This window comes from Rhodospirillaceae bacterium (assembly GCA_002728255.1).
Taxonomy (GTDB): Bacteria; Pseudomonadota; Alphaproteobacteria; order UBA7887; family UBA7887.
The window spans coordinates 55,881-81,137 of sequence record PBWV01000034.1 but is presented as its reverse complement, the minus strand read 5'-3'; the positions used below and the strand labels follow the sequence as shown (position 1 = coordinate 81,137).

The following is a 25,257-nucleotide window of genomic DNA, read 5'->3' as shown; positions in this document are numbered from 1 at the left end:
AGATTTCTTTCCTTTGTTTCAACTGATAGCATGGTTTCCTCAGGGGTATGGCTATCTTACCGAGGCCTTTTGAACCGCATTGGCCCAGCCCTTCAAAAGCTCAGAACGCTGTTGGTTTTTCATAGACGGAATAAAAGTTCCGTCGGTCAGAGAAATACTTTTTATCTGGCCAAGACTACTAAAAAGGGAGGTTTTGAGGCCGGCCGTAAAAGCTGCCCCCCAAGCCGTGGTTTCAGTAAGTTTCGCCCGTTCTACTCTCAGGTCGAGAATATTAGCTAATCTCTGGCAGAACCAGTCATTGGTTGCCATGCCTCCATCTACTCGTAGAGTTTCAAGTTGGTTGCCATCTTTTCGAGCTGCTTCCACGATGTCGGATGTTTGGTAGCAAACAGCATCTAACGCGGCCCGAGCCACCTGTGATCCCGCCGTGTTGCCTGTTATGCCATATAATATGCCTTGGGCGTCCGGATCCCAGTGAGGTGCCCCGAGGCCATTAAAGGCGGGTACTAAGAATAAGCCATCGTCGTCTTTTGCAAGTTGAGCTAGTCGTTCAATCTCAGAAGCTGTTGAAATAATTCTCAACCCATCCCGTAACCACTTTACCGCGTCCCCAGCCACGAAGATGGATCCCTCTGTAGCGTAGGACATCTTTCCTCCAAACCGGTACGCTACGGTGGTTAAAAGTCTATTGGAGGATTGTAATCTCTCTATGCCATTGTTTATCATTAAAAAACCACCGGTTCCATAAGTGCCTTTGGCGGATCCCGATTCTACACATCCGTGCCCGAGCGCGGATGCCTGTTGATCTCCAATAATGCCGAGTATGGGTATTTTACGCCCAAATAGGGTCGGGTCTGTCTGTCCAAAAACATGGGAAGAATCACAGACGGTGGGCAGGCAGGGAACGGGTATTCGGAAAATGTCTAATAGCTGTTTGTCCCAATTGGACGTTCCAGTGTTAAATAAACTAGTGCGGCTAGCATTGGTTGCATCTGTAGAGTGGCTAGTTCCTCCCGTTAATCTCCATAGAAGAAACGAATCCACGGTGCCAAAAAGGTTTAGCCCGTCCTCTGCACCTGGTCTGACATCATCCACATTGTCTAAGATCCAAGCCAGTTTGGTAGCTGAAAAATAGGGATCCAGTACAAGGCCGGTTTTCTCTTGAATGATAGGTTCCCATCCATCGGCCGTTAGTCTGTCACAGGTATCAGTGGTCCGCCGGTCATGCCATAAAATCGCGTTGTAGACGGGTTTTCCAGTATTGCGATTCCAAACAAGTGTCGTTTCTCTCTGGTTTGCGATCCCGATCGCGATTACTTTGCTCCCTTGGCTCTCTGCCTCCTGAAGGGCTTTGTGGGCTGATTGAAAAGTTGTGTCCCATAGCTCCTCTGGGTCTTGTTCCGCCCAGCCATTCTGTGGATGGATTGTTGTTACTTCGCTTTGTTGGGATGCTAGAATATTCCCCGATCTATCAAACACCAGTGATCGGCTAGAGCTTGTTCCTTGATCGATGGCCAATATGCAAGGTTTGTCGTTCATGGAAGTGGCAGAGGTTTTGGTGATGATGTGAGGGCCACTTTCTGGCCGGCCGCCTATCGGTTCATTCGCCTATCTATGAGATCTTCAACGACTGCCGGCTCGGCTAATGTCGAAATATCTCCAAGATCCTCGTGTTCATTCGCAGCAATTTTCCGCAAAATTCTCCGCATAATTTTACCTGATCTAGTTTTGGGTAGGCTTGGCGACCACTGAATCCAGTCAGGCGATGCTATTGGACCAATCTCTTTCCTAACCCATTTTGTAAGTTCTTTTCGCAGTTCCTCGGACGGCTCTTGATCAGCATTTAGGGTAACGTACGAATATATGCCTTGCCCCTTAATTTCGTGCGGCGCTCCCACTACTGCGGCTTCAGCCACTTTGGGGTGGGCGACAAGAGCGCTTTCTACTTCTGCGGTTCCCATGCGATGTCCAGATACATTAATTACATCGTCAACGCGGCCTGTTATCCAATAGTAACCATCCTCATCTCTGCGACAGCCATCGCCCGTAAAGTACAAATTTTTGTATGTTGAGAAATATGTTTGGATAAACCTATCGTGGTCGCCGAAAACCGTGCGCATTTGTCCTGGCCACGAATCAGAAATACATAAATTACCTTCGCAAGGCTCATCTAGAATATTCCCGTCACTATCTACGATGACGGGTTGCACGCCGAAGAATGGTGTGGTGGCGGATCCAGGTTTTAGCGGGGTAGCACCAGGGAGTGGTGTAATAAGGATGCCCCCGGTTTCTGTTTGCCACCATGTATCTACTATTGGGCAGCGCCCTTCCCCCACCACCTGGTGGTACCATGACCATGCCTCAGGGTTTATAGGCTCTCCGACTGTGCCTAGTAACCGGAGGCTTGTCCGGTTCGTTTGCTGGACCGGTGAATCACCCTCGCGCATAAGAGCACGGATTGCAGTTGGAGCCGTATAGAAGATAGTTACGTTGTGCTTGTCACATACTTGCCAACAGCGAGATGCATCGGGGTAATTAGGGACGCCTTCAAACATTAAGGTTGTTGCACCGTTAGCGAGAGGGCCATAAATAATGTAACTATGCCCTGTTACCCAGCCAACATCTGCAGTGCACCAATAAATATCATCCTCGTGATAATCGAATACTGCTTCGTGGGTTAATGAGGCATATAACAGATAACCAGCAGTTGTGTGGAGGACGCCTTTCGGCTTTCCGGTGGATCCTGAGGTATACAGAATAAAGAGGGGGTCTTCTGACTCCATTGGTTCTGGCTCACATTCAGATGGAACTGTTTTGGCCTCGTCTTCCCATCGAAGATCACGGTCAGTGTTCCATCCAACCGATGCCCCGGTTCGAGTAACCACTAGTACCTTGGTACAATCAGGGCATCGCTCCAGAGCCTGGTCCACATTAGCTTTAAGCGGGATAGCTTTATTCCCTCGGACTCCTTCATCTGCGGTTATTAAGAAAGATGATTCACAATCTATGATTCTGTCGGCAAGGGAGTCAGGGGAAAACCCGCCGAATACGACAGAATGTATAGCCCCAATTCGTGCACAAGCCAGCATTGCGTAGGCCGCCTCTAGGACCATGGGCATGTAGATGGTGACCCGGTCCCCCTTTTTCACGCCATGCTTCTTCAGAACGTTAGCCATCTTGCAAACTGAATCTTTTAACTGGCTGTATGTTATTTTCTTATCGACTTCTGGATCATCGCTTTCCCAGATAATGGCTGTTCGGTTTGGATTGGCCGCAGCATGACGATCAACACAATTATAGGTAACATTTAATTTCGCGCCATCAAACCACCGGATAGAGACGTCTTCCTGCTGAAAGCTTGTAGCTTTTACACTTTTCCACCGTTCTATCCAGTCTAGTCGCTCGGCTTGTTTGGCCCAAAATGTTTCGGGTGCGTTTGTAGATTCCTTATACATTTCTTGGTATGTGTTCTGGTCAATATGGCTTGAGCCAGAAAAACTGTCTGGAACAGGGTGTGTTAATTTTTCCATCGTATTGGTTCTCTCATCCAAATAGTGGTAAGAAACAGGATAATCTAGGATCGCTCTTGAAAAAGCACTCAGCGGTATAATACCTATCAAATAGGCATTGAAACAGTGGATTTGGTGAAAATTACCAGCGCTTTAATGCGATGCCCAAGCATCACCCCCCTTGATGCAGGTGCTTTGGGCGTGCTGGAAGGTTATCTTAAGAAATTAGGATTCTCGTGCACCGTGCTCCGTTTTTCAGGTGACGGATCTGCAGAAGTGACCAATCTTTATGCCCGTTTAGGCACCGAATCGCCAAATTTTTGCTATGCCGGCCATACTGATGTTGTTCCCGTGGGGGACCCCAAGGATTGGCAGCACCCCCCTTTTGATGCTGTCGTGCAGAATGGCTTTTTACATGGCCGTGGTGCCGTCGATATGAAGGGTGCCATAGGCGCATTTGTAGTTGCCGTCGAACGATATCTTCGATTGCTGGAGTCGGAAGGAAGAAAAAATCCTGGCTCTATTAGTTTTCTAATAACTGGCGATGAAGAGGGAACTGGGATAAATGGCACCCGCAAAGTGTTGGAGTGGCTGAAAGAGAGAGGGGAGATTTTGGACCACTGTTTGGTTGGGGAGCCAACTAACCCAGAGAAAGTAGGGGACATGGTGAAGATAGGACGGCGCGGCAGCCTGAACGCTGTCATCCAGTTGATCGGTAAACAGGGACATGTGGCGTACCCCGACAAAGCTCTTAATCCGTTATCACGCATGGGGAATCTTTTGGATAAGATAACCGGATATAAGTTTGACGAAGGGACGCCCAGGTTTGAACCAAGTAATTTGGAGATAACAAGTGTCGATGTCGGAAACATGGCCACTAATGTTATCCCAGGGGAGGCGACTATTCGTCTAAATATCAGATTTAACGACAATCATACTAGCAAGCAATTAGCGTCTTGGCTGAGAGAGGTGTGTCAAAAGTATGCAGGTAGTCACAAACTCAGCGTTGATGTCTCAGGAGAGGCATTTGTCACTGCGGCAGATGATTATGCAGAGCTGGTTGTAGATGCGATCAACGAAGTTACCGGGAGTAAACCTGCATTATCAACCTCGGGAGGCACTTCAGATGCACGTTTTATAAAGGATGTCTGCCCCGTAGTTGAATTCGGACTTATTAGTCAGACCATGCACCGGACAGACGAATGTGTTTCCATTGGGGAGTTGGAGCGTTTATCGGATGTGTATACTGCGATCCTGCATAATTATTTTTGTCCGGGATGCTAGGTTGAGTGATGGCTAGGGAAATTGTTAGCGCACTTTACGGGGCATTTCTTTTGATGAGGTTTGCCGCGGCGGGCTGTAATTACTTCAATTACACAGTAGCGGGGTTCTGGCGGTCATTTGGCGCGGCTGTTATTGCTCTACCCTTATTTCTAGGTGTCGTGTATGTCCACACTTGGGCAGGGGAGGGCGTAGTATCTTTTGAAGTGCGGCAATCTATTTTTCGTTATGGAAGTGGATGGCTGGTCTATCCGCTAGTAGCGTTGGTCTTAGTCAAAATTTTAGATCGGATGGAGAGTTATGTTGCTTATATTATCACGAATAATTGGTTCGGAGTGGCCCAGTGGCTTTTGGTCGGCGTGGTTAGTACGGTAGGGCAGGCATCCGGCTCTGAGCTAAGTAATTTAATTTCTATCTGTTTGCTACTGTTGTTGGTCTGTTATGATTTTTTTATTGCCAGGCTAGTGCTCGATTTAACGGTAGGGAAGGCAGTACTTGTAGTGTTCATCGGAGTTCTTTCAGGAATGGTGCTGGATACTTTAATCCTCGATGCTTAGGTGGGTTTGGGAGGCGGGGTGACTAGCTTTCCAGCTGGATGTTTGTACGAAATGGCTTTTAGATATAAACCCTCTGCAGGTGCGCAGGGCCCGGCCTCTGTACGGTCTTTTTTCTCAAGAATTATCTTCACTTCATCAGACTGTAATTTCCCTGTACCAACCAACATTAGGGTCCCTACGATGTTTCTAACCTGTCTGTGAAGAAAAGAGCGAGCTTCTACGGTGATTTGGATTGTTTCGCCATGGCGGGAGATTTCGATCTTATCCATGGTTTTTACTGGGGACTTCGCTTGGCATTCTGCCGCCCGAAAGCTGGTAAAGTCGTGTTTCCCAAGCAGGTGCTCGCCAGCAGCTCTCATTAATTTGACATCTAGGTGCTTGGGAACAAGCCATGCTCTCCCTTGTTCCAGTGTAAGCGGGGCACGGCGATTTACTATAATATACAAGTACTCCCGCTTGGTAGCAGAGAACCGTGAGTGAAATTCTTCAGATACGAGTTCGGCCTCCAAAACAGTAACTTTTGCGGGTCTTAGATAGGCGTTCAAGGCGTCCCGGACGGTGCCAGCTGAGAAGGGCATTGCAAAATCTAAGTGGGCAACCTGACCAAGTGCATGGACGCCCGCATCCGTTCGGCCGGCACCAGTGCACGCTGTCGTGTTGCCACAAAATTTTTCAGCGGCCTGCTCGATTAATTCTTGTACCGAAGGTCCATTAGCTTGACGCTGCCATCCAACCAAACCGTGGCCATCATACTCAACTAAAAGTTTGTATCTGGTCATCTGTCGCCTACGAAAGAATTGTCCCAATGGGGATCGGAGTACCTCTGAGCACCTCACTGGTGGGCAGGGGCTTTTTGCCTGGCCTTTGCACTATTCTGGGGTGAAGCTTTCCTTGTCCACAAGAAATTGTGAGACAATTATCTAAGACTTCGCCGGGAGCTCCATCTGTGCAGGAATCATCTATGTCTGCTGCCAGTATCTTCCACTTTTCGCCAGCCCTGATAAAAGACGCCCCTGGTTTAGGACTTAACGCGCGGATTTGCAGCGATAGCTGAGCGGCTGGCTTCATCCAATCCAGAGGTTCGTCTGAAGAGTTCAGGCGGTGGGCATACGTTATCCCGTTTGTTGCCTGAGGATGTTCGGGAAGTGGGCCCTCGGCTAGGTGTTGCAATGAGTCTACAATCATATTAGCTCCCAGGGTGGCTAGACGATCATGGAGAGCGCCGGCGTCATCGGCACCGATCATCAGTTCTTCTTTTGCAATTATTGGTCCCGTGTCCAACCCTGTCTCCATCCGCATAAGGGTGATGCCCGTTGTTTTGTCTCCTTCCATGATTGCCCTCTGGATGGGTGCGGCTCCCCTCCAACGAGGCAGTAGGGAGGCATGTATATTAATGCATGGTGCGTTACGATTACGCACAATTTCTTGCGGAAGAATTAATCCATAGGCTGCAACGATAACGACGTCTGCCGCTTTAGCTAAAAAGTGCTGGATAACACGGGCTTCCCTAAAGCTGGTTGGTGTCTCGACAATAAGATGGTGGTTTAACGCAAATTTTTTGACGGGGCTCTCAACTAATTTTTGACCGCGGCCGCTTGGCCGAGGTGGTTGGGTATAAATACAAATCGGCTCGTGCCCGGCTTTTATGATTTCATCAAGGGCGCGGCAGGCAAAATGTGGTGTTCCCATAAAAATTATTCGGAGTGGTTTCATAGTGACCCTACCACGAGCGAGCTCCCGCACATTTTACTAATTGTGACGTCTATTCTTGGCTAGCTTTTTGAGGATCATATTTCTTTTCAGGCGTGAAAGATGATCGACGAAAAGAATTCCATCTAAGTGGTCCATTTCGTGTTGGAGACAGGCGGCGAGGAGACCGTCAGCTTCGATCTCCTTCCTGTCGTTGTCTTTATCAGTAAAGATAACGCGAATTTTTGCAGGCCTTTGGACCTCTGAGTATTGTGTGGGGAGAGATAAGCACCCTTCTTCAGTGGTGTTCATCTCTTTGGAGGTCCAGGTTAGTTTCGGATTAGCCACGAGCAAAGGTTCTCCTGGCACGCCTCCGTCATTCATATTTAGATCTATAACCAGCACACGTGCAGAAACCCCTACTTGAGGAGCTGCAAGGCCTATCCCAGGTGCTTCGTACATTGTTTCCAGCATGTTATCCATCAAAGTACGAACCTCGCTATTGACAGAGTCGACTGGCAGGGCTGGGCGTTTCAGACGTTGGTCCGGCGCTAGTATAATGGGAAGTAGCGACATTATTAGCTTGAAATCCTGTCATTGGACGATCGAAGTTCGTGTATAAAGTGTTAAGACTCTAAATTAAGTAGGTCAACAGTTGTTGTGACGCCTTTAGGGCTAAGTTTTCTGTTATTCCCTTGTATTTAGGACTCTGCAATAGGCCCTCCTTTGGAGGGCCTGGGCACAAAAGTTTTTGGCAGAACTGAGTGTTGCAAAAGGTCCTGCCTCAACCCTATACAGCCGTCCTATAACTGGTAAGTCCAACTGATTGGCTTTAATGGATAGTCCTGTAAGCAGGCTGGCCAGGCTCTCTGCAAGCTCTGCGGTATCTTTTGATGCGAGCTCGAGGGAGCGATAGGAAGATAGCAGGGCCAGAAACCCGGGTTTTTCCCTTATTATCCGCCCAGACAGCGTGAGGTCTTGTTCTTCGGGATCACTCCTCTTTTGCTGTTGGCTGGTTTCCGGTGTAGGCTGAGTTTGGATGTTCGTGCCCTCGTTAAATTTCTTCAGGGCATCCATGGCCCTCTCGTGGCCCTGGCCCGCAGCTAAAAGATACCATTTTTTTGCTTTAATGCTGTCAACAGGAACGCCATTACCCATTTCATAGGCGTGGGCTAAGTCAAATTGTGCCTCTGCAACGCCACTTTGGGCGGCTCTCTGAAACCTTTGAATTGTATATGTGCTGTGCTTAACAATGTTTCGCCCTGTCGCATAGCTTGAACCTAAGGGTACACGTTTATCGTAATTCCATTGCAGGGTCGCTAAAGAGTACCATTTGTTGGCCATTTCAAAGCTTTGTGGTACGCCCCATCCTTCTTCGTAAAAGCGCGCCAGCCGAGCTTGTGCTTCGGCATGTCCTAGTTCCGCCGCTGCGGTATAGTATAGAGCAGCTTGGTCGTAGTCAGGACTACCAGAGATGCCGAACTCTAGGAGCTGACCCAGCAAAAACATTGCTAGTGGATCGCCCCCGTCGGAGGCTTTCACATACCAGTTTTTAGCTTGCTTTAGATCCTGGGAAACTCCTTGTCCCATTTCGTATCGTTGGCCGAGGGCTGTTCGCGCTCCTACATCGCCTTCCTTTACTAACTGGCGAAGGGCTTGAATGGAACTTGGTTTGTTCCAGGATCCAAAAGATGCGCAGGCGCTGATCCCAATAACTAGGAGCAGCAACTGACATGATATAGAAAAGGCTTTTAGCACAGACTTGCGCCCCATCCCCCTCTGTTTGCCTCCCTCATATCGTTTCATCTCCAATTAGTGTGGGATAGATTTCAGCATACTACGTATAGGTCATCAAATGGAGAGCCCAGTCTAATTATTCAGGGAGGTTGCCTAAGTGTGGTCGAAAGCTTTATGTTGGCTATATGCCGCCTTAGCTCAGTTGGTAGAGCATCGCATTCGTATAGATTGGTTTCTGTCTATGCGTCCCTCTGGGGAAACCTCGAGGTGAAAAGGTCGCTAAAACGGGGAAACCTAAACAGTCTGGCTGTTGGCAATCCCGTGCTAGTCTCGGTTGGGATGAGTGTAGAGACTTTATACGACCCACCTACGGCCATTGGAGCTATGGTGAAGAGAAAGTCCAGACCACAAACATCACGTGAGTGATGGCAATGAAAATTGTAGTTGGTATGAATGCGGGGGTCGTGTGTTCAAATCACACAGGCGGCACCATCCTCCTTTGGAGGGCCTGTTAGTCCATGGAGAAGCGCCTTGTCTGGTTAATTTTGAACTAAAGCGAGGATATGTGGGTTGAGAGAGATATTGGTTGCCCAGCGGATTTTCTACGAAGAAAAGATCCGGCCCATCGGCTGACACGTGCAGAGATTTTAGATGCATGATCTCTTTCCGCGCTAGTAGTTGAAGGTATGCCGCTACTCGGGACGGCTGCTTGTGTCTTGCATTTTTAGGTGCCTGCTAAAAAAATCAGTGCCAAGGTGGCCCCATTTGGGCTAAAAGAGGGAAGAGATAGCCTTAACCCCGAGAAACTGTCGCGTACATTTCTAAATATATGTTGTTATGCCGGCCCTGATATTAATAGTTTTTATAGACCTATTAGGTTTCGGTCTAATTATACCTATATTGCCGTTTTACGCGGAACACTTCGGCGCGGCCCCAGGGATTGTTACCTTGTTAATGGCGAGTTACTCCACGATGCAGTTTATATCTGCACCATTCCTTGGGTCCGTAAGTGACCGTTTAGGACGGCGCCAAGTAATATTGTTAAGCTTAGTGGGGACTTGTGCGGCCTATTTGCTTATGGCGTATGCAAGCAGCCTTCTCATGCTTTTTGTGGCACGCATGTTGGCAGGCTTCTTCGCAGGCAATATTGCAGCCGCCCAAGCCTACATTGCTGATGTAACTGAGCCTGAAAATCGTGCACGTGGAATGGGACTTTTTGGGGCAGCCTTTGGATTAGGGTTTATTTTTGGACCGGTAATCGGGGGGGTTTTGTCAGGATCAGGTTCCGGCGAGGTGAACTTTTATATGGCGCCGCTTTTTGCAGCTGGCCTTTCAGCGGTAGCTGCAGTATTGACCTTGGCTCTATTAAAGGAGCCAGAGAAGAATAAGGGAGTAGGAAAGAGAGAGGGGCGTTGGTTCGCACCTATAGTGGGGGCTATAAAACAACCTGATATGAAACCTCTTATACTTCTTTTCCTATTAGTGATGTTCGTATTTGCAGGCTTGGAGGCTACCATAGCACTTTGGGCGGAGCGCCAATTTTATTGGGGCCCAAGGGAGGTAGGCTATTTGTTTGCCTACGTTGGCGTGGTGGCCGCGATTGTTCAAGGTGGGTTAATTGGGCCTGCAACTAGGGCTTGGGGGGAGGAAAGGGTAATTTTTGTAGGTATTTGGGCACTGATAATGGGTTTTGTGCTGATGCCTCTTTCCTCTAATCTCAGCCTACTATTATTGGCGACGGCTTTGCTGGCGGGCGGATTCGGTTTTTGCAATCCGGCCCTGAATAGCCTCATTTCCCGACGTGCTTCTGTATCGGGTCAGGGCGCTGCTCTTGGNGTTGCGCAATCAGGCGCTAGCTTGGCTCGTATAATGGGCCCTACATTTGCGGGAGCAATCTTTGGCATATGGGGACGGCATGCTCCGTATTTATCGGGTGCTATAATTTTGCTCTTTGCAGTCTGGGTCGCGTGGCAGCTAGTTCGGGTTGGCAGAGACAACAAACGAGCATCCAAAAATAAAACGGGCTAGAAGAAAGTTTTCCAGGTATTTCCTTGTCCTGAAGGCGGCTCATTATTTGGACGGCGAATCCATTCTGTAATATCTCTCAAGACCATTTCAGCCTGCAGATCCCTGAGTAGCATATGGTATCCTTTGGGGTATACCAAAACCCGTGGGCGATTATTCATTGCGGTTAACATTTTTGCTGTAGCGTGTTTCGGAATGATTTCGTCATGGGCTCCGTAGAGTAGTAAGGTGGGTCCTCTGAGGTTTGGTGTATTTCTTAAGGCGGAGTCCATTAGGTTAACCAAGCCATACATTGCATCTATTCGAGTCTTCTTGATTACTAGCGGATCTTTCCCAAGTTCCAGCAACATTTGACGGTTGTCCGATGCCTGTATTTTAAGTCCCTTACCTGATAGGCGAAGCCATGGTATTATGCGGTTGCCAAGCCAAAGGGTAGCTACATACATTGGGGACATAGTTTCCCTGGCCCAAACCGCCGGCGCTACGAGAATAAGCCCCGATATAACTTCGACGGGAAGACGATCGGAGGCTGCGATGAGAAGCGCACCACCCATACTTTCCCCCAAAAGATATAGAGGGATATTTGGGTGCACTTCCCTGAGTAGAGCAACTGCCGCCAGGAGGTCTTGCATAAGGATACGGGTTTCTGGCCACATGCCTGCACCCGACGTGGCTCCAAAACCTCGTTGGTCATAGGCGTAGACTAGGAAGCCCTCCNNAGTCCAGTGTTGAGCGGGTTTGGAGAAGGCGTTACTATAGTCATTGAACCCGTGGAGAGCGAGTATGATAGCCTCCGGGGCGCCTTGTGGGCTCCATTTTTTTAGGGGTAAATTTATTCCATCGCTGGTCACTAACTCGGTCTTAGACATGCGCATCTGGCCTACTTCAAGACCCGTATTTATTTTGTCTGTCGTGCAAGCCGCTAATCCTATGGCCAACGATAACGGCGCTAGGATGAAAAATAGTATAGGCCTTGATTGTTTTTTTGCCATTAGTGCAATATTGGGCCGCATTTCGGATCACAAGTAATTATATTAGTGGAAGTTTATGACTTTTCTGGATCATATAAAACTTTGCAACAAACATGATCTTTCTCGCTTTAGGGAGTTAAAGGTAGCCGGCAAGAGAATCGGATGGATAAAGGACAGCTTGCAACAAAATTTTTCAAATTTTTCAGAGTACCTTGGTTATAGAGACTCCGAGTTTGTAATAGGCTCCCACCTTAGTACAAGCGCTCTACGTGGTAATGCCATGGATAAAATTGGCCAAGCGCTGTACGAACAGAAAATGACAAAGCNACCATTAGATGAGTTTTATTCTGTGGGGTACAGATTTGGCCAAAGTTTTTTTCAGTTGAACCGGGCCTATGTTTCTGCGTTTGGAGTGCGAGCATATGGGATTCACCTTACTGGGTATGTCCGAAAATCAGGAAACATTTTTGTATGGGTGCCAAGGCGTGCATCAGATAGAGTTGTTTATCCTGGGAAATGGGATAATACAGTTGCTGGAGGCCAGCCAGCAGGGATTAGTCTGCAGGAGAACTTGATCAAGGAGTGCGCTGAGGAGGCTAATATAGNGCCGGCCTATGTTGCGCATGCAAGGCCCGTGGGGACGATTAGTTATCGTCATGAGCTCCAATATGGCCTACGCGACGATTTAATTTTTGCGTACGAGCTAGAGTTACCATTGGATTTCCAGCCAACCAATACCGATGGCGAGGTGGAGGACTTCCAATTGTGGCCGGTGGAGGAGGTCATGGATGTGGTAGCTGCTGGCGACGANTTTAAGTTTAATTGTAATTTGGTGCTGATTGATTTTTTCATACGCCACGGGATTTTGACTAAAGCACACCAAGATTTTGATGAGATACGCTGCCAATTGTATAGAATGGACTATCAGTAAGGTGAGACCCATATCGTTATAAAGGGCTGCCGGGCACTACCTTATTGTGTTGCGTTCAGGCAGTTGGATCATCTCCAAAGAGCCGTCGAATTGCCTCTATTTCGGGATCGGCCATTCGACCGCTAGAGGTCGCAGATATAGGAATAAGGAAAGAAAGTTTTAGGCCTTCGTGTGTTGGTGCTGTTGGCTTGCCTATTCCGTCAACTTGGTAGTACATGGGCGTGTAGTGGGTATGGGTCCAGGGACTGTATAGCGTCCCCGGGGCGTGGAGTAATCGCAATACCTCTATGGAGAGGGAACATTCCTCCATGAATTCCCTTCGTAAGGCCTGTTCTGGCGTCTCATTTGTTTCAACCCCACCTCCAGGAAATTTAAGAATGTCTTTTCCTGCGACCTTCTCTTCAGAAATCAGGATCCTGCTGTCGCGAACAAGCAGGCCATAGGCGCGGAGATTTACTGGCCCGTTCACTTTGCCGGATAGCCTGCCGAACTGAGATCTTGGGCGATTTCATTTAGGGAGGCGGGCTCATCGATTGTAGCTGGTATCTCATAGGGCTGGCCATCCGCTATCTTTCGCATTGTGCCGCGTAGAATTTTTCCAGATCTCGTTTTGGGGAGACGTTTTACGATTACCGCAGTTTTGAAGGATGCAACAGGTCCAATCGAATCCCGCACCATTTGCACTGCTTCAGCCGTTATTTCGTCACCTGGTTTGTTAACTCCCGCCTTAAGAACTAGGAGACCGATAGGGATTTGTCCTTTAAGAGGGTCGGCCACTCCCATAACGGCGCACTCCGCTACAGCGGTGTGGGATGCCAGAACCTCTTCTATACCGCCAGTCGATAAACGGTGGCCGGCTACATTTATGATGTCATCTGTGCGTGTCATCACCCATATATATCCATCCTCATCGATATAACCGGCATCGCCCGTTTGGTAGTATCCTGGGAACTCTTTAAGGTAGGAGTTAATGTAGCCTTCGTCATTGTTCCATAATGTTGGCAAACACCCTGGGGGCATTGGCAGTTTTATCGAAAGTGCTCCAATTTTGCCTGGAGGTAGTGGCGAGGTGTTTTCATCTAGCGCTTCTAATTCAAATCCCGGGGCGGGTTTGGTTGAAGAGCCAAATCGTATTGGAAGTGCGCCTAGTCCTAAAAAGTTGCCAGTTATTGACCATCCGGTTTCTGTTTGCCACCAGTGGTCAACTATGGGAACGTTTAAGTGTTGATGGGCCCACTCCATTGTATCGGGATCCGCACGTTCCCCNGCAAGAAACAGTGACTTGAANTGACCAAGATCGTACTTTCTTAGTAATTTGGCGTTTGGGTCTTCGCGTTTAATTGCCCTTAAGGCGGTGGGTGCTGTAAACATTGTTTTCACTTTGTGGTCACTAATGACGCGCCAAAAAGCGCCAGCATCTGGAGTGCCAACGGGCTTCCCTTCATATATAATAGTTGTGCACCCTTGCAAAAGTGGCGCATAAACAATGTAGGAATGGCCCACCACCCAGCCGATATCGGATGCTGCCCAATAAACTTCCCCTGCATGGGTGTCATAGGTATTAGTCATGCTCCATTTTAGAGCCACCATGTGGCCGGCGTTATCGCGAACTATCCCCTTAGGTATTCCGGTGGTTCCTGAAGTGTAGAGAATATAGAGTGGATCCGTCGAGGAGAGCGGCACGCATTCTTGTGGATATCCTTTAGACATTACATCCATCCAGTCACAGTCTCGGCCAGCGACCATAGATGCTGGACTCGCATCTCTTTGAAAGATAATGCAGTGAGCTGGTTTGTNTTGTGAAATACCAATGGCTTCGTCTAACAAAGGTTTGTACGGAACTACCCGCCCAGGCTCGATCCCGCAACTTCCCGCAATGACAGCGACGGGTTCCGCATCATCGATCCGTGTTGCNAATTCGGGCGCGGCAAAGCCCCCAAAGACGACAGAATGAATAGCGCCAATACGGCAGCATGCGAGCATTGCTATCACGGCTTCGGGGATCATTGGCATATAGATGAGTACGCGGTCTCCCTTTTTTATGCCCATGTTGCTTAGTCCACCCGCAAAATTAGATACCTCATTGCGGAGTTGGTTATAGGTGTATTTTGATGAAATTCCGGTTACGGGGCTTTCATAAATAAGGGCTACATTTTTGCCAGCNCCATGCTCATCCACGTGCCGGTCGAGAGCGTTGTAACATGTGTTCACTTGCCCACCTGTAAACCACCGATAAAAAGGAGGATTGCTTCTATCTAGCACTGTATCCCATTTTCTGTGCCAGAAGATGTCCTCAGCTGCTTCGGCCCAAAATTCTTCAGGGTTTTTTAGAGAACTCAGGTAGGTCTCGTCGTATCGACTCATATTGATCTGCTCTTCATCAGGTTGAGGTCCAACCGTTTTNTAGATCTAAGTTTAGACTCTTTTTGATTCCGTTACACTGACTGGTTATATCTCTCAGATGAGTTTATCCGGGAGAACCAAGGGGTAAAAAAAACCGCTCGGNAGCGGGCCGAGCGGTTTTGATAACTCATGTGATTTTTCGGGCTTACCTATTTTGGCCCAATAGATGCATTAGCATTATGAAAAGATTTATGAAATCGAGGTAGAGCCGGAGCGCTCCCATGATAGCCTTCTTCTCCGCTATTACTGCAGTATCTCCTTCATAGTACTGATGTTTAATTTGCTGAGTGTCGTACGCAGTTAACCCAGTGAAAATCAACACTCCAGCTACTGAAATTATGAAGTGTAGGGCACTTGAAGCAAGAAATATGTTTACTATCATTGCTATCAATATGCCAATCAAGCCCATAAAGAGGAAGGAGCCCCAGCTAGCTAGGGATTTCTTAGTCGTGTACCCGTAAAGGCTCATAGCCCCGAAAACGGATGCAGTTATGAAGAACACACGGGCCACGCTGGTCCCAGTGTAGACAATGAAAATAGATGATAACGACAAACCCATAACCCCAGCAAAAGCCCAGAATAAGAGCTGTGCCGTCGCCGGCCGCAAGCGGTTTATTCCAAAACTAAGCACAAGGATAAATGCAAATGGTGATAACATTACAAGCCATTGCAGGGGCGTCCCGAAAATTGCCTGCATAAGAGCCGGCGAGGTCGAAACGAAGAAGGCAACCGCTCCCGTTAAGGCGAGCCCCAGGCCCATATAGTTATAGACTTTCAGCATAAAGGACCGGAGGCCCTCGTCTATCTGGTCCTGGCCAGAGGCTCGGCCCTGTGAAAATGTGGTAAAACGTTGTTCAGCCATAGATAGTTTCCTGTCTGCTAACCCTTTGGTTAATAGTTTCGCATATGTTTATATGGTTATTTCGANGTCTGGTTCAAGCGCTTTTGCGTATCTTCACNCCAACGCCCGCCTTTGTATCATGGTTTGGTCAGCTGCTGCAAAGGAAAGTTGTTAGACTTCATAGAGTAGGCTAGTTTTCATTCGGACAGTATAGTAGCCCTACTTAAAGATGGTTTTTGTGAGGGAAATGTTGAAATAGAGCTAATGGAAGAAGAAGTTATGAATACGGGGAAGGCTCACCTTGTGTCGTGCCTAAAGTCGACTTATTTTATCGATTCAGAAAATTTGGTGGTCAAAGACTTTGCCGAGACACAAGCAGGATCAGGGTCGGATCTGGAGCGGGGGGTGCGGCTATATTATGCTGTCCGGGATTCTATTCGCTATGATCCNTACGGNATTGGGCGGCAGCCAAAAGACTATCGGGCCAGCCTTTGTCTGAAGCAAAAAACTGGATTTTGTATTACAAAGGCGGCCCTCCTCGCGGCATGTGCTAGGGCAGTTGGGATTCCCAGTCGAGTAGGGTATGGAGATGTTAGAAATCACCTGGCTACCCCAAAGTTACTAGAGTTGTTGAGGACAGACGAGTTCGTTTTCCATGGCTACACAGAGCTGTTCTTGGGTGAGGTCTGGGTTAAGGCAACCCCTGCTTTTAATATTAGTTTGTGTGAGCGGTTTGGAGTATTTCCCCTAGAATTCAATGGACGGGAGGACAGTTTGTTTCACCCCTATGATTCCTCGGGACGTCGCCATATGGAATATATTCGGGAACGGGGGTCTTTTGTCGACGTCCCGTTTGATTTAATAATGAGCACCTTTAATGAATATTATCCGGTTGCCATGGAGAATGGCTTTGATTCTGGTGAGAATGACTTTCTAAATGAAGATGGGGGTAAAGAATAATCGCGCTCAGGTGGCGGAAAAAGCGTAGCTATTTGAGGTGCTCAATAAAAGTTCTCATCGGCTGTGGAAAGAGCTTTGAATGAGAAAAGACTATTCCTTGTCGAGCATTAACGATCATGTTGAGCCCAGGATTGGGCAGGGAATTATGGGTATCAAGGGTAGTGGCCAAGGGGAGGAAAGGGTTGCTGCCGGTGGCTATAAGATGTCCTAGTTTCGTAATGGATTGTAGCCCGGATGTAAGGTCTATGTTGAGAAGAATTTCCCCATGCCCAAGAATGGAATGTGGCGAACAGGGTTCTTGGGTGGGTGCAGACTATCCGTCCTCGTGTATGCCAATACCATGGGGAAGCCTTCGCTCCATCATACGCTTTGACCAGCCCTTCATTCCATTTTTGGTGATGAAGTNCCGCCATTCGGCGAGGCATTGAGCCTTTCCCCTAGTGTAGGGGCTTATGCAGAGGATGATGCTTAACAAGCGTTTTGGATAGTATCGTCCCATATAAAGCTCCATAACTCCACCCATAGATTCCCCAACAAAACGGAAATGTTCCACACCTGCTGTATCTGCTACAGTCATTGCACCTTGCGCCAAGCCCTCAAAAGACCACTCAAAATTCTCGTTTGGAATGTGGGAGCGTCCATAACCCCTGACGTCAAAGCTGAGGATGCGGTATTTATCGGAAAGTTCTGGAATCCATGAGCTNCAAATTCCACTATTGATGGCAGCCCCGTGATGAAGCAGGATGNTTTCCGGCGATTCCACCCATGGTGGTGTGGTGTCTATGAGATCGTAGTGTAGTCGGTCGTTATTAGTGTTGACGGNTGGCATGNTAGGNCCCATTGTCTCTCTACATTGGNATCGTTTTTCCTATGCAGTATTCTGTCGCAGTGTCGCTTTAGTCGTAAGCTACTTAGACTGGTGGCTATTTTATTTAACCAACCAATGTAATTATTTGAATATGGCTTCAACACTCCGACCAAAAGATGCTGCAACGCTTGTGCTTATAAAGAATCCGGGGATTGCACCAGAGGTCTTGCTTGGTCAAAGACATGGTGGGCATGCATTTATGCCCAACCGGTATGTATTTCCGGGCGGACGGGTTGATCCATTGGACAGTAGGGTAGTGCCTGCAACTAATCTCACGCGAGATGTTGCTCATCAATTGGAAAAAAATTGTAGTCCAGCCCGTGCCCGTGCCCTTGCTGTAGCTGCTGTTCGTGAAACGTACGAGGAGACAGGGCTTATGTTGGCGGGCGAGATGCCTGATGGCGTGTTGACTAGTAGGCATGGGTCATGGTCGGCTTTTGCCAAGCAGGGAGTTGGCCCGGCGCTTGCTAATCTTGACTATATTTGCAGGGCAATAACACCTCCTGGACGATCAAGGAGATTTCACGCAAGATTTTTTATGGTAGATGCAATCCATGCGCGGGGCCAAATTAAGGGTAGCGGGGAGCTATTGGATATTGGATGGGTGCCATTGGAGGAAGCAGCAAAACTGCCTATTCCATCAGTGACTGGTCTGGTCCTTAAAGAGGTGATTAGCTTAATTTCTAATCCTCCACCTCGCAATAAATCCCGAGCCACACCAGTCTATCAACGTCGGTATGGGCAGGATTCAATCCGTCGCGAGTGATTATTTCCTACCGTAAGTGAAGTGAACGCCTATGAGCTGAGTTGAAATGATGAGCGTATGCTTGGCGTCTCATCACAAAGCACCCGGCCGGTTTCGACCATATGGATTAGGTGGGCTAGCACGGATCTTCCAGCGGCCCCATAAAGCTTGCGGTCAGTTGATTTATAAAGTCGCTCTACGATATCCGGAATTTTTGTCACACCCGCATGCAAGCAGGCCTTTATATCTTCCTCTCTCTTCTTCCTGTGGGCAATAAAGGCCTGAACAAATTCTTGTGGACGTTCAATTGCGGGACCGTGGGTGGGCCAATAACGAATCTCCTGCCGGGCCAGTAATTTTTCCAGTGAGTGGAGGTACGATCCCATGTCGCCGTCGGGTGGGGAAATCACAGAAGTAGACCAACCCATGACGTGATCCCCAGAAAACATGATATTCTCTTCTTTAAGCGCGAGGCAGATGTGGTTGGAGGTGTGGCCAGGCGTGTGGATGGCCTCCAAGGTCCAACCATTACCTTCGACCAACATATTATCTCGTAATTCCCGGTCTGGCACAAAATTGTAATCCGCGCCTTCCTCTACTTGTTCACCTGGATGGGCGGTTCCATGTGGCCCAAATCCCCAAGTCGTTGCTTGGGTGGCGGCTTTTAGGTGGGGTGTAGCTGGGGAGTGGTCAATGTGTGTATGGGTAATGACTATGTCGGTGACTGTTTCTCCTCGGACTGTCTCCAGGATAGCTGTTATGTGTTCAGGAATATTAGGACCGGGATCAATAATAGCTACATGCCCTTTCCCTACAATGTAGGTTCCAGTTCCGTGAAGGGTAAACATACTTGGGTTTTTAGCTACCACTCTGCGAATAAGCGGAGAGAGTTGCGCCGCTTGGCCATACTCGAAAGATAGTTCGCGCTTGAATGGGATGCGATCCATCTAAGTGCCCAACTGCTCTGCAAGGTCGATAAGGTCTTCTGCCACGAAGTTATAACCAGTTGTTGGGGCTCTGTCAGCGGACTGATTGGGCCCATACTCGAGAGGTCGTCTAACGAAGGCTGTCTTTAGGCCGACTGCCGAGGCGGCAACAAGATCGCTATTATGGGCAGCAACCATGAGTGTTTGGCTGGGCGTTATGCCAAGTAATTCGACGCTCTTCGCATAGGCTTGGGGTTCGGGCTTATAGTGGCCAACGACCTCTGCACCCAGGACTGTGTCCCAGGGGATGCGCGCCCGTTTAGCCATGTTTACAATTAACGCAACATTCCCATTGGATAGTGACGCCAGGGTGAACTTTGTTTTTAATCGGTTCATACCGGCTACAGAATCCGGCCAAGGGTCTAAGCGGTGCCACATGGTATTGATATGGTTCAGCTCTTCTTTGTCTAGGTCATCTAGCCCAAACTCTCCCAACAGCTTGTGTAAATTCATGAGATGGAGGCCATCCAAATTTACCCAGTCTACTTCCCCGGTCCGAACTCTCTCCATTGCAGGTTGATAGAGATCACGCCATGCATCCGCGAAGGCGAACCAGTCGAGCTCTAGTTTCTTGGTATCACCCCAGACAGATCCTTCCCGTCCGATTGAGCCTCTCCAGTCAACTACAGTGCCGAAGACGTCGAAGGCGAGAGCCTTAATGTCCAAATCAACCATACTATATATCCATCTCAAATTTTTTAACGATCAGGTCGTCCCATTGTATTCCGGCCCCTGCCNTTTCGGGAATAGCAAGTGTCCCATTAGATAATTTGAAAGGCTCCTGTAGTATGGGATTTACCCAGTCCTGCCACTCAAGCCAATGTGCAGTCTCCGTCACTGCCAACAGGTGTGCAGAGAACTCCGGATAGAGATGAGAGGAAATTGGGACTCCAGCGGATCCTGCGATAGAGGCGGCGTGGAGCCACCCCGTGACGCCGCCAATTCGCATTAGGTCGGGCATCATATAATCTCCTGCCTCTGCCGCTACAGCCTCAAATAAGCTCCGCGGGCCATAAAAATTTTCGCCTAGTTGTACCGGAGTTTTAAGCTCACGAGCCAGTTGAGTATATCCTGGGAGCTGGTCGTAGGGGATCGGTTCTTCGAACCAATAGAGCCCGCTGTCATCGAGGGCATGGCAGCGGGATAACGCCTCTCCAATAGTTTGTCCCTGATTGAAGTCACACATCAATTTGATGTCAGAGCCAGCACCTTTGCGAACGGCTTCCAAAGCGCCTAGATCGTCATTCAGACATTCTCGCCCAATACGTAATTTGAGCGCGCCAAAGTCTCCTTCCTCTTTAAGTTCGGCTGCTTCTTGTTCAAGAGTGTCAATCGGTGTCAGCCATAGTCCGTTACTGTTGTATGCGGGAATGGGNTCTGTGCTGCCGCCAAGNAACCGGGCTAGAGGCATATTTGCGGCTTTCGACAATGCATCCCAGGCAGCCATATCGATTCCAGAAACGGCGATGGTGGCCACCCCTTGTAAGCCAATAAGATTTAGCATTTTTCTGTGAGTGTAAAAATCGTTTGCGGGCGCTATCACTTCGCCCTTTCTTCGCTCTATCAAGTCATGAATTGCCGGTATAATATATTTAACGGAGTTGGCAAGATATGGTTCGAGATAGGAAGTTCCGGTAATTCCTTCCTCCGTCTCTAAGTCTATTAGGATCACGGGCCATTCCCTGAATTCTCCGACCCGTGCTACTACTGGTCGAGCAAGAGGGAGAAGGGCGGCGCGGGTCCGAACGCCACGGTATGTTAATTTATCAATTTGCATGGCTGTTTCCCTATCACACTTATGCCTTCAAACATAAACTATTGGTACTAAAATAAAGGATTTTTTGTTACGAGTTTCCCCGGGCGTCTATCGGGACAATCTGGATAAGCATATCTCCTTTCATGCAGTGGTAATTATCGTACAGATTAACCGTAGGATCGCAGTGTGGCACAATACAAGACACGCGATCACCAGTAGTAAGAATCTTATTGTTCTCAGGTGAATACACTATGGCTCCGTGCTCATCCCCCATAAACTTGTAAGTTGCTTCCGCGGGGGCCCCACGGATTATTTCAGGTACAGGTCCATCTGTTGCAAAACTTTTCAAACCAGCATCAATCACCGAATGAGTATTGTGGATGGCGCTAACAACTGTAGCAAGAACTGTCAGGGAGGGGGCAAAGGGCTTGGTCCCCGCTTCGTTGAGCTGAACGGTATTGTATTGTACATCAGTGAATAGGTAGGAACCGGCCTGTAATTCTGTAAACACGTCGAATCGGTGATCAATATCATAGGTTCCAGTTCCACCGCCGGTGACAATTTCGGGGGTAATCCCATCCGCCTTGAGATCTGCCACGAGCTTAATAAGGAGAGCCGCTTGTGTAGTCATGGCTTCAAGCCTCTCAGAATAGCTTTCGATATGCTGCAAGTGACCGGCGTATGCTTGTATTCCACGGAATACCAGGTTTTTGTTCTTGGCAATTAGCAGGGCAAGGGCCCGAGCTCCCTCTACATTTGCGGTTCCTGTCCGATGGGTTCCAATGTCCAGGTCCACCAGCAACCCAAGTTGTTTATCAGGGTTCGTTTGGTGTTGGATTTCCGATAAGTGGGCGACGGTACCCGGGTCGTCAACCACAGCCAAAATATTGCTGTTTTGACGATTCAGCTCAACTAACCTATTTATTTTAGGCAGTCCAGCAATTGGAGAAGTGAGCAAGACGCCCTTAAGGCCGTTAGCCGTCAGGGCTTCCGCTTCTCTGAGGGTTGCGCAGCATATTCCCACAGCTCCTGCCTCTATCTGTTTCTTTGCCAATAAACTGGATTTATGGCTTTTTGCGTGGGGCCGAAGTTTTTGGCCAGTGTGCTGGCAATGTTTCATCATTGTCTGTATGTTGCCTTCGNCCTGCTCGAGGTCTAGGAGNAGGGCCGGCGTAGAGAATTGGGCCAAGCCCCCGGGAATGTTGACTAGATGGGAGTTCGGTCCGGCGTAGTGTTGCATGATTGCCTCTCTTTATGGGGTTGGAGGATGTTCATCTCTTGGTTTAAGCGGCGACGCTGCGATAGGCAATGGCTGCTGGTGGGGTATAAACCAGCGAAGAATAAAACGAATTAGGATGGAATCAAGAAGTATGGTTTGGACAGAGAGGGCAGTAAAGCGGCTATGTAGTCTTTGGTCTAAGGGGGTTCCTGCGAGAGAAATTGGGGAAAAGCTTGGTGGAATAAGCCGAAATGCTGTAATTGGAAAGGCTCATCGACTTGGTTTATCTAAGCAGGTCGGGACTGGAGATGCGGAGAACACGCCGGCAATTATTCGAGCTGAGGATCTCACTGAGAAAATGTGCCGATGGCCAATTGGGCATCCAGGGGATGACGATTTTAGGTTTTGTGGTGAGCCTAGTATTCCGACCCGACCATACTGCGGTGAACATTGCGTTCAAGCCTATAGAGGACGTTCTGAGGAGGCGGCCTAAAGTGGAGGCCGCTAATCTGGGGCAGTTCCTCTAGCTGTTTGGATTGCCTTTATCCCTTCGGCGGCCGCTTGGACCTGACTATCACTGGCGTTTTCAATGGCTGTATCATAGGTGACCCCCGCTTGGGACATCTTTTGGATAAGCAAAACCTTTTTAGATTCACACATTTCAGTTGCAGTCCATGCNAGGCGTCCTGCATGTCGTTTTCCATCATCTATTTTTATACTCGNTGCGACGGAACAACGAATATAGTTTTGGAGAGCCTCCTCANCGTCCGCTTGCACTCCCGNGTCCAGACTTTCCAAAGAGTTTACGGATGGACTGTAATGAGTACATCCAAGAATTTGGCTTACAGCTAGCACTGGAAGAAAAACAACAAGCTGATTTATCCGTGGGGGTAGCCACTGGAGTATTCCCGGGAATGTCACGATTTGACCTCCATATGCGCGAAGCCTTTAGGTTGTTTGGCGCACTCGTGTGTCTCAAGACTTGTGCTAAACATCTGTGTTTCTGCCGCGCAATTGGTGGAGCCGAGGGGGATCGAACCCCTGACCTCGACATTGCGAACGTCGCGCTCTCCCAACTGAGCTACGGCCCCCTCCCCATGATTTTAAGTCAACTGGAATAACATTAAAAAGCTTAGATGGCTTCCTCAGATTGGCACAATGCTTTATATATCTTGCTGTAGCAACGATAAATCGTAGCTTTAGCACTTTAACACGAGGTGGTGTTTTGCCTGAACTTTTAGTTTTTGTCGCCTATTGCTTGAAGCTTTATATGTGGGTCTTCGTTTTCGATGCGCTGCTTAGCTGGCTTGTTTCCTTCAATGTATTAAACACGAGGAGCCAAGTTGTTTATGTTGTCGGAACAGCCTTACAGCGCCTGACCCGCCCAGTGTTAACGCCAATAAGACGTTATACGCCTGATTTGGGCGGTATCGACATTTCACCTATCGTAGCTATTCTTGGCTTGGTGTTCATTCGAGATGTAGTGGTGTTAGGTTGGTTTATGCGTGCGTTTGTCGGCTAAATCCGGACGGGCTTACACACTGGTCTAATTCCTTTGTTTTTTTAGGGTGCGTAATCGCAAGGCATTCAATTTTATAAAGCCTTCCGCGTCTTTTTGGTTGTAAACAGAATCTGCCTCGAAAGTTGCAATCTCGGGGTCGTAGAGGCTTCTTGGTGCTTGTCTTCCTTCAACGATAACGTTTCCTTTGTACAATTTTAAGCGAACAGTGCCTGTTACAGATTTCTGCGTTTGGTCAATAGCGGCTTGCAACATTTGCCGTTCAGGAGACCACCATAGTCCGTTGTATATAAGCTCTGCATACCGCGGCATGAGTTCATCTTTTAAGTGCATTTCTGCCCTGTCCAAAGTTAGGCTTTCCATAGCGCGATGGGCGGCTAGTAAAATGGTTCCACCTGGTGTTTCGTAAACACCACGAGATTTCATGCCGACGAAACGGCTTTCTACAATGTCCGTTCGGCCTATGCCGTTGGAGCCGCCAATCTTGTTCAGACGGCTAAGTACATTTGCGGGCGACAATTCTTTGCTATCTATAGCAACAGCGTCCCCCTGTTGGAATCCTATCTCTATAATATGTGGTTCGTCCGGCGCTTGCTCGGGGGAAACCGTCCATTCAAACATGGATTCATCGGGTTTTTCCCACGGGTCTTCAAGCACTTTCCCTTCGTACGAAATGTGTAGAAGATTAGCGTCGGTTGAATAAGGGGGTTCGCCTTGTTTGTCACTTGGGATAGGTATCTGTTGTCGGGAAGCATACTCTATCAATGCCTTCCGAGAACCCATGTCCCACTCGCGCCATGGACTAATGACTCGTATATCGGGATTCAAAGAATAGTAGCCAAGTTCAAAACGAACCTGATCATTTCCTTTTCCAGTTGCACCATGCGCAACGGCGTCTGCTCCAGTCGCTTCTGCAATCTCGATCTGTCTTTTTGCTATCAGGGGCCGCGCTATGGCTGTCCCCAGCAGATAAATTCCTTCGTAGGTAGCGTTGGCTCTAAACATAGGAAATACGTAGTCCCTGACAAATTCTTCTCGTAAATCTTCTATGTAAATTTCACTTACCTCCATTTTAGAGGCTTTTTCGCGGGCTTCCGAAAGTTCTTCTCCTTGTCCGAGGTCAGCAGTAAACGTAACCACCTCGCAATCGTAGTTTTCCTGTAGCCATTTCAAGATTACCGATGTATCTAATCCTCCAGAGTAGGCCAGGACAACCTTTGCAACTTTTCCCATTATTCCACCTGTAGTTGTTTAACGTCG

General features: G+C 48.4%; 25 protein-coding genes and 1 tRNA gene. 8 read left to right on the top strand and 18 right to left on the bottom strand.

What is annotated here, in order from left to right; genetic code table 11:
• Positions 1-51: 51 nt before the first annotated feature.
• Complete coding sequence (gene glpK / locus CMM32_08975) at positions 52-1,539, bottom strand: glycerol kinase (protein MBT07027.1); 1,488 nt, start codon at positions 1,537-1,539, stop codon at positions 52-54.
• 53 nt (positions 1,540-1,592) lie between these two features.
• The gene (gene acs, locus CMM32_08970) at positions 1,593-3,530 is read right to left on the bottom strand and encodes an acetate--CoA ligase (GenBank protein ID MBT07026.1); all 1,938 of its coding nucleotides are present in this window, start codon (positions 3,528-3,530) and stop codon (positions 1,593-1,595) included.
• A 135-nt stretch (positions 3,531-3,665) separates the two neighbouring features.
• Between acs and CMM32_08965 the strand changes: the two genes are divergently transcribed.
• Both CMM32_08965 and CMM32_08960 read left to right on the top strand, forming a co-directional pair.
• Positions 3,666-4,793, top strand: coding sequence for a succinyl-diaminopimelate desuccinylase (locus tag CMM32_08965; GenBank protein ID MBT07025.1), 1,128 nt, complete (start codon positions 3,666-3,668; stop codon positions 4,791-4,793).
• 8 nt (positions 4,794-4,801) lie between these two features.
• The gene (locus CMM32_08960) at positions 4,802-5,347 is read left to right on the top strand and encodes a hypothetical protein (protein ID MBT07024.1); all 546 of its coding nucleotides are present in this window, start codon (positions 4,802-4,804) and stop codon (positions 5,345-5,347) included.
• On the opposite strand, the gene CMM32_08955 is transcribed toward CMM32_08960, so the two are convergent.
• The 4 genes from CMM32_08955 to CMM32_08940 all read right to left on the bottom strand — a co-directional run bounded on the left by CMM32_08955 (position 5,344) and on the right by CMM32_08940 (position 8,842).
• Positions 5,344-6,126, bottom strand: coding sequence for a tRNA pseudouridine(38-40) synthase TruA (locus CMM32_08955; GenBank protein MBT07023.1), 783 nt, complete (start codon positions 6,124-6,126; stop codon positions 5,344-5,346). The genes CMM32_08960 and CMM32_08955 overlap by 4 nt on opposite strands.
• Before the next feature lie 7 nt (positions 6,127-6,133).
• A complete protein-coding gene (locus CMM32_08950) occupies positions 6,134-7,060 on the bottom strand; it encodes a methionyl-tRNA formyltransferase (protein ID MBT07022.1) in 927 nt (308 codons plus the stop codon).
• Positions 7,061-7,096: 36 nt separating this feature from the next.
• Positions 7,097-7,612 (bottom strand): peptide deformylase, encoded by a 516-nt coding sequence (locus CMM32_08945; GenBank protein MBT07021.1) that lies wholly within the window; start codon positions 7,610-7,612, stop codon positions 7,097-7,099.
• 111 nt (positions 7,613-7,723) lie between these two features.
• A complete protein-coding gene (locus CMM32_08940) occupies positions 7,724-8,842 on the bottom strand; it encodes a hypothetical protein (protein MBT07020.1) in 1,119 nt (372 codons plus the stop codon).
• Between the two features lie 768 nt (positions 8,843-9,610).
• Between CMM32_08940 and CMM32_08935 the strand changes: the two genes are divergently transcribed.
• Positions 9,611-10,801 carry a hypothetical protein gene (locus CMM32_08935; GenBank protein MBT07019.1) on the top strand — a complete coding sequence of 397 codons (1,191 nt, stop codon included), beginning with the start codon at positions 9,611-9,613 and terminating at the stop codon, positions 10,799-10,801.
• On the opposite strand, the gene CMM32_08930 is transcribed toward CMM32_08935, so the two are convergent.
• A complete protein-coding gene (locus CMM32_08930; GenBank protein ID MBT07018.1) occupies positions 10,798-11,811 on the bottom strand; it encodes an alpha/beta hydrolase in 1,014 nt (337 codons plus the stop codon). The genes CMM32_08935 and CMM32_08930 overlap by 4 nt on opposite strands.
• A gap of 34 nt (positions 11,812-11,845) precedes the next feature.
• Here CMM32_08930 and CMM32_08925 point away from each other — a divergent pair, with 34 nt between their 5' ends.
• Entirely contained in the window at positions 11,846-12,700 is an 855-nt protein-coding gene (locus CMM32_08925; GenBank protein ID MBT07017.1) for a DUF4743 domain-containing protein, read from the top strand.
• Positions 12,701-12,755: 55 nt separating this feature from the next.
• Here CMM32_08925 and CMM32_08920 read toward each other — a convergent pair whose 3' ends face one another.
• The 3 genes from CMM32_08920 to CMM32_08910 form a co-directional block, all read right to left on the bottom strand.
• On the bottom strand, positions 12,756-13,169 hold the full coding sequence (locus CMM32_08920; GenBank protein MBT07016.1) for a hypothetical protein: 414 nt from the start codon (positions 13,167-13,169) through the stop codon (positions 12,756-12,758).
• Positions 13,166-15,064, bottom strand: coding sequence for a propionyl-CoA synthetase (gene prpE / locus CMM32_08915; GenBank protein ID MBT07015.1), 1,899 nt, complete (start codon positions 15,062-15,064; stop codon positions 13,166-13,168). The genes CMM32_08920 and prpE overlap by 4 nt, the downstream gene beginning before the upstream one ends.
• A gap of 184 nt (positions 15,065-15,248) precedes the next feature.
• A complete protein-coding gene (locus CMM32_08910) occupies positions 15,249-15,965 on the bottom strand; it encodes a hypothetical protein (protein MBT07014.1) in 717 nt (238 codons plus the stop codon).
• Positions 15,966-16,223: 258 nt separating this feature from the next.
• On the opposite strand from CMM32_08910, the gene CMM32_08905 reads away from it, so the two are divergent.
• Positions 16,224-16,904: a hypothetical protein gene (locus tag CMM32_08905; GenBank protein ID MBT07013.1), complete on the top strand. Its 681-nt coding sequence runs from the start codon at positions 16,224-16,226 to the stop codon at positions 16,902-16,904.
• Between the two features lie 313 nt (positions 16,905-17,217).
• On the opposite strand, the gene CMM32_08900 is transcribed toward CMM32_08905, so the two are convergent.
• On the bottom strand, positions 17,218-17,745 hold the full coding sequence (locus tag CMM32_08900; protein ID MBT07012.1) for a hypothetical protein: 528 nt from the start codon (positions 17,743-17,745) through the stop codon (positions 17,218-17,220).
• Between CMM32_08900 and CMM32_08895 the strand changes: the two genes are divergently transcribed.
• Positions 17,732-18,538, top strand: coding sequence for an NUDIX hydrolase (locus CMM32_08895; GenBank protein MBT07011.1), 807 nt, complete (start codon positions 17,732-17,734; stop codon positions 18,536-18,538). The two genes, CMM32_08900 and CMM32_08895, sit on opposite strands and share 14 nt — an antisense overlap.
• A 29-nt stretch (positions 18,539-18,567) precedes the next feature.
• Here the strand turns inward: CMM32_08895 and CMM32_08890 are convergent, their stop codons facing one another.
• From CMM32_08890 to CMM32_08875, 4 genes are all read right to left on the bottom strand, one after another.
• Positions 18,568-19,464: an MBL fold metallo-hydrolase gene (locus CMM32_08890; protein ID MBT07010.1), complete on the bottom strand. Its 897-nt coding sequence runs from the start codon at positions 19,462-19,464 to the stop codon at positions 18,568-18,570.
• Complete coding sequence (locus tag CMM32_08885; protein ID MBT07009.1) at positions 19,465-20,178, bottom strand: haloacid dehalogenase type II; 714 nt, start codon at positions 20,176-20,178, stop codon at positions 19,465-19,467.
• A gap of 1 nt (position 20,179) precedes the next feature.
• On the bottom strand, positions 20,180-21,280 hold the full coding sequence (locus CMM32_08880) for a mandelate racemase (protein ID MBT07008.1): 1,101 nt from the start codon (positions 21,278-21,280) through the stop codon (positions 20,180-20,182).
• 67 nt (positions 21,281-21,347) lie between these two features.
• Positions 21,348-22,499, bottom strand: coding sequence for a threonine aldolase (locus tag CMM32_08875; GenBank protein MBT07007.1), 1,152 nt, complete (start codon positions 22,497-22,499; stop codon positions 21,348-21,350).
• 130 nt (positions 22,500-22,629) lie between these two features.
• On the opposite strand from CMM32_08875, the gene CMM32_08870 reads away from it, so the two are divergent.
• Positions 22,630-22,971: a global cell cycle regulator GcrA-like protein gene (locus CMM32_08870; protein ID MBT07006.1), complete on the top strand. Its 342-nt coding sequence runs from the start codon at positions 22,630-22,632 to the stop codon at positions 22,969-22,971.
• A gap of 11 nt (positions 22,972-22,982) precedes the next feature.
• On the opposite strand, the gene CMM32_08865 is transcribed toward CMM32_08870, so the two are convergent.
• Both CMM32_08865 and CMM32_08860 read right to left on the bottom strand, forming a co-directional pair.
• Positions 22,983-23,399 carry a hypothetical protein gene (locus tag CMM32_08865; GenBank protein ID MBT07005.1) on the bottom strand — a complete coding sequence of 139 codons (417 nt, stop codon included), beginning with the start codon at positions 23,397-23,399 and terminating at the stop codon, positions 22,983-22,985.
• Between the two features lie 94 nt (positions 23,400-23,493).
• Positions 23,494-23,569 (bottom strand) — tRNA-Ala (locus tag CMM32_08860).
• 179 nt (positions 23,570-23,748) lie between these two features.
• Between CMM32_08860 and CMM32_08855 the strand changes: the two genes are divergently transcribed.
• Positions 23,749-24,000, top strand: coding sequence for a hypothetical protein (locus CMM32_08855; GenBank protein MBT07004.1), 252 nt, complete (start codon positions 23,749-23,751; stop codon positions 23,998-24,000).
• Positions 24,001-24,024: 24 nt separating this feature from the next.
• On the opposite strand, the gene CMM32_08850 is transcribed toward CMM32_08855, so the two are convergent.
• The gene (locus tag CMM32_08850; protein ID MBT07003.1) at positions 24,025-25,230 is read right to left on the bottom strand and encodes an argininosuccinate synthase; all 1,206 of its coding nucleotides are present in this window, start codon (positions 25,228-25,230) and stop codon (positions 24,025-24,027) included.
• Positions 25,231-25,257: the final 27 nt, after the last annotated feature.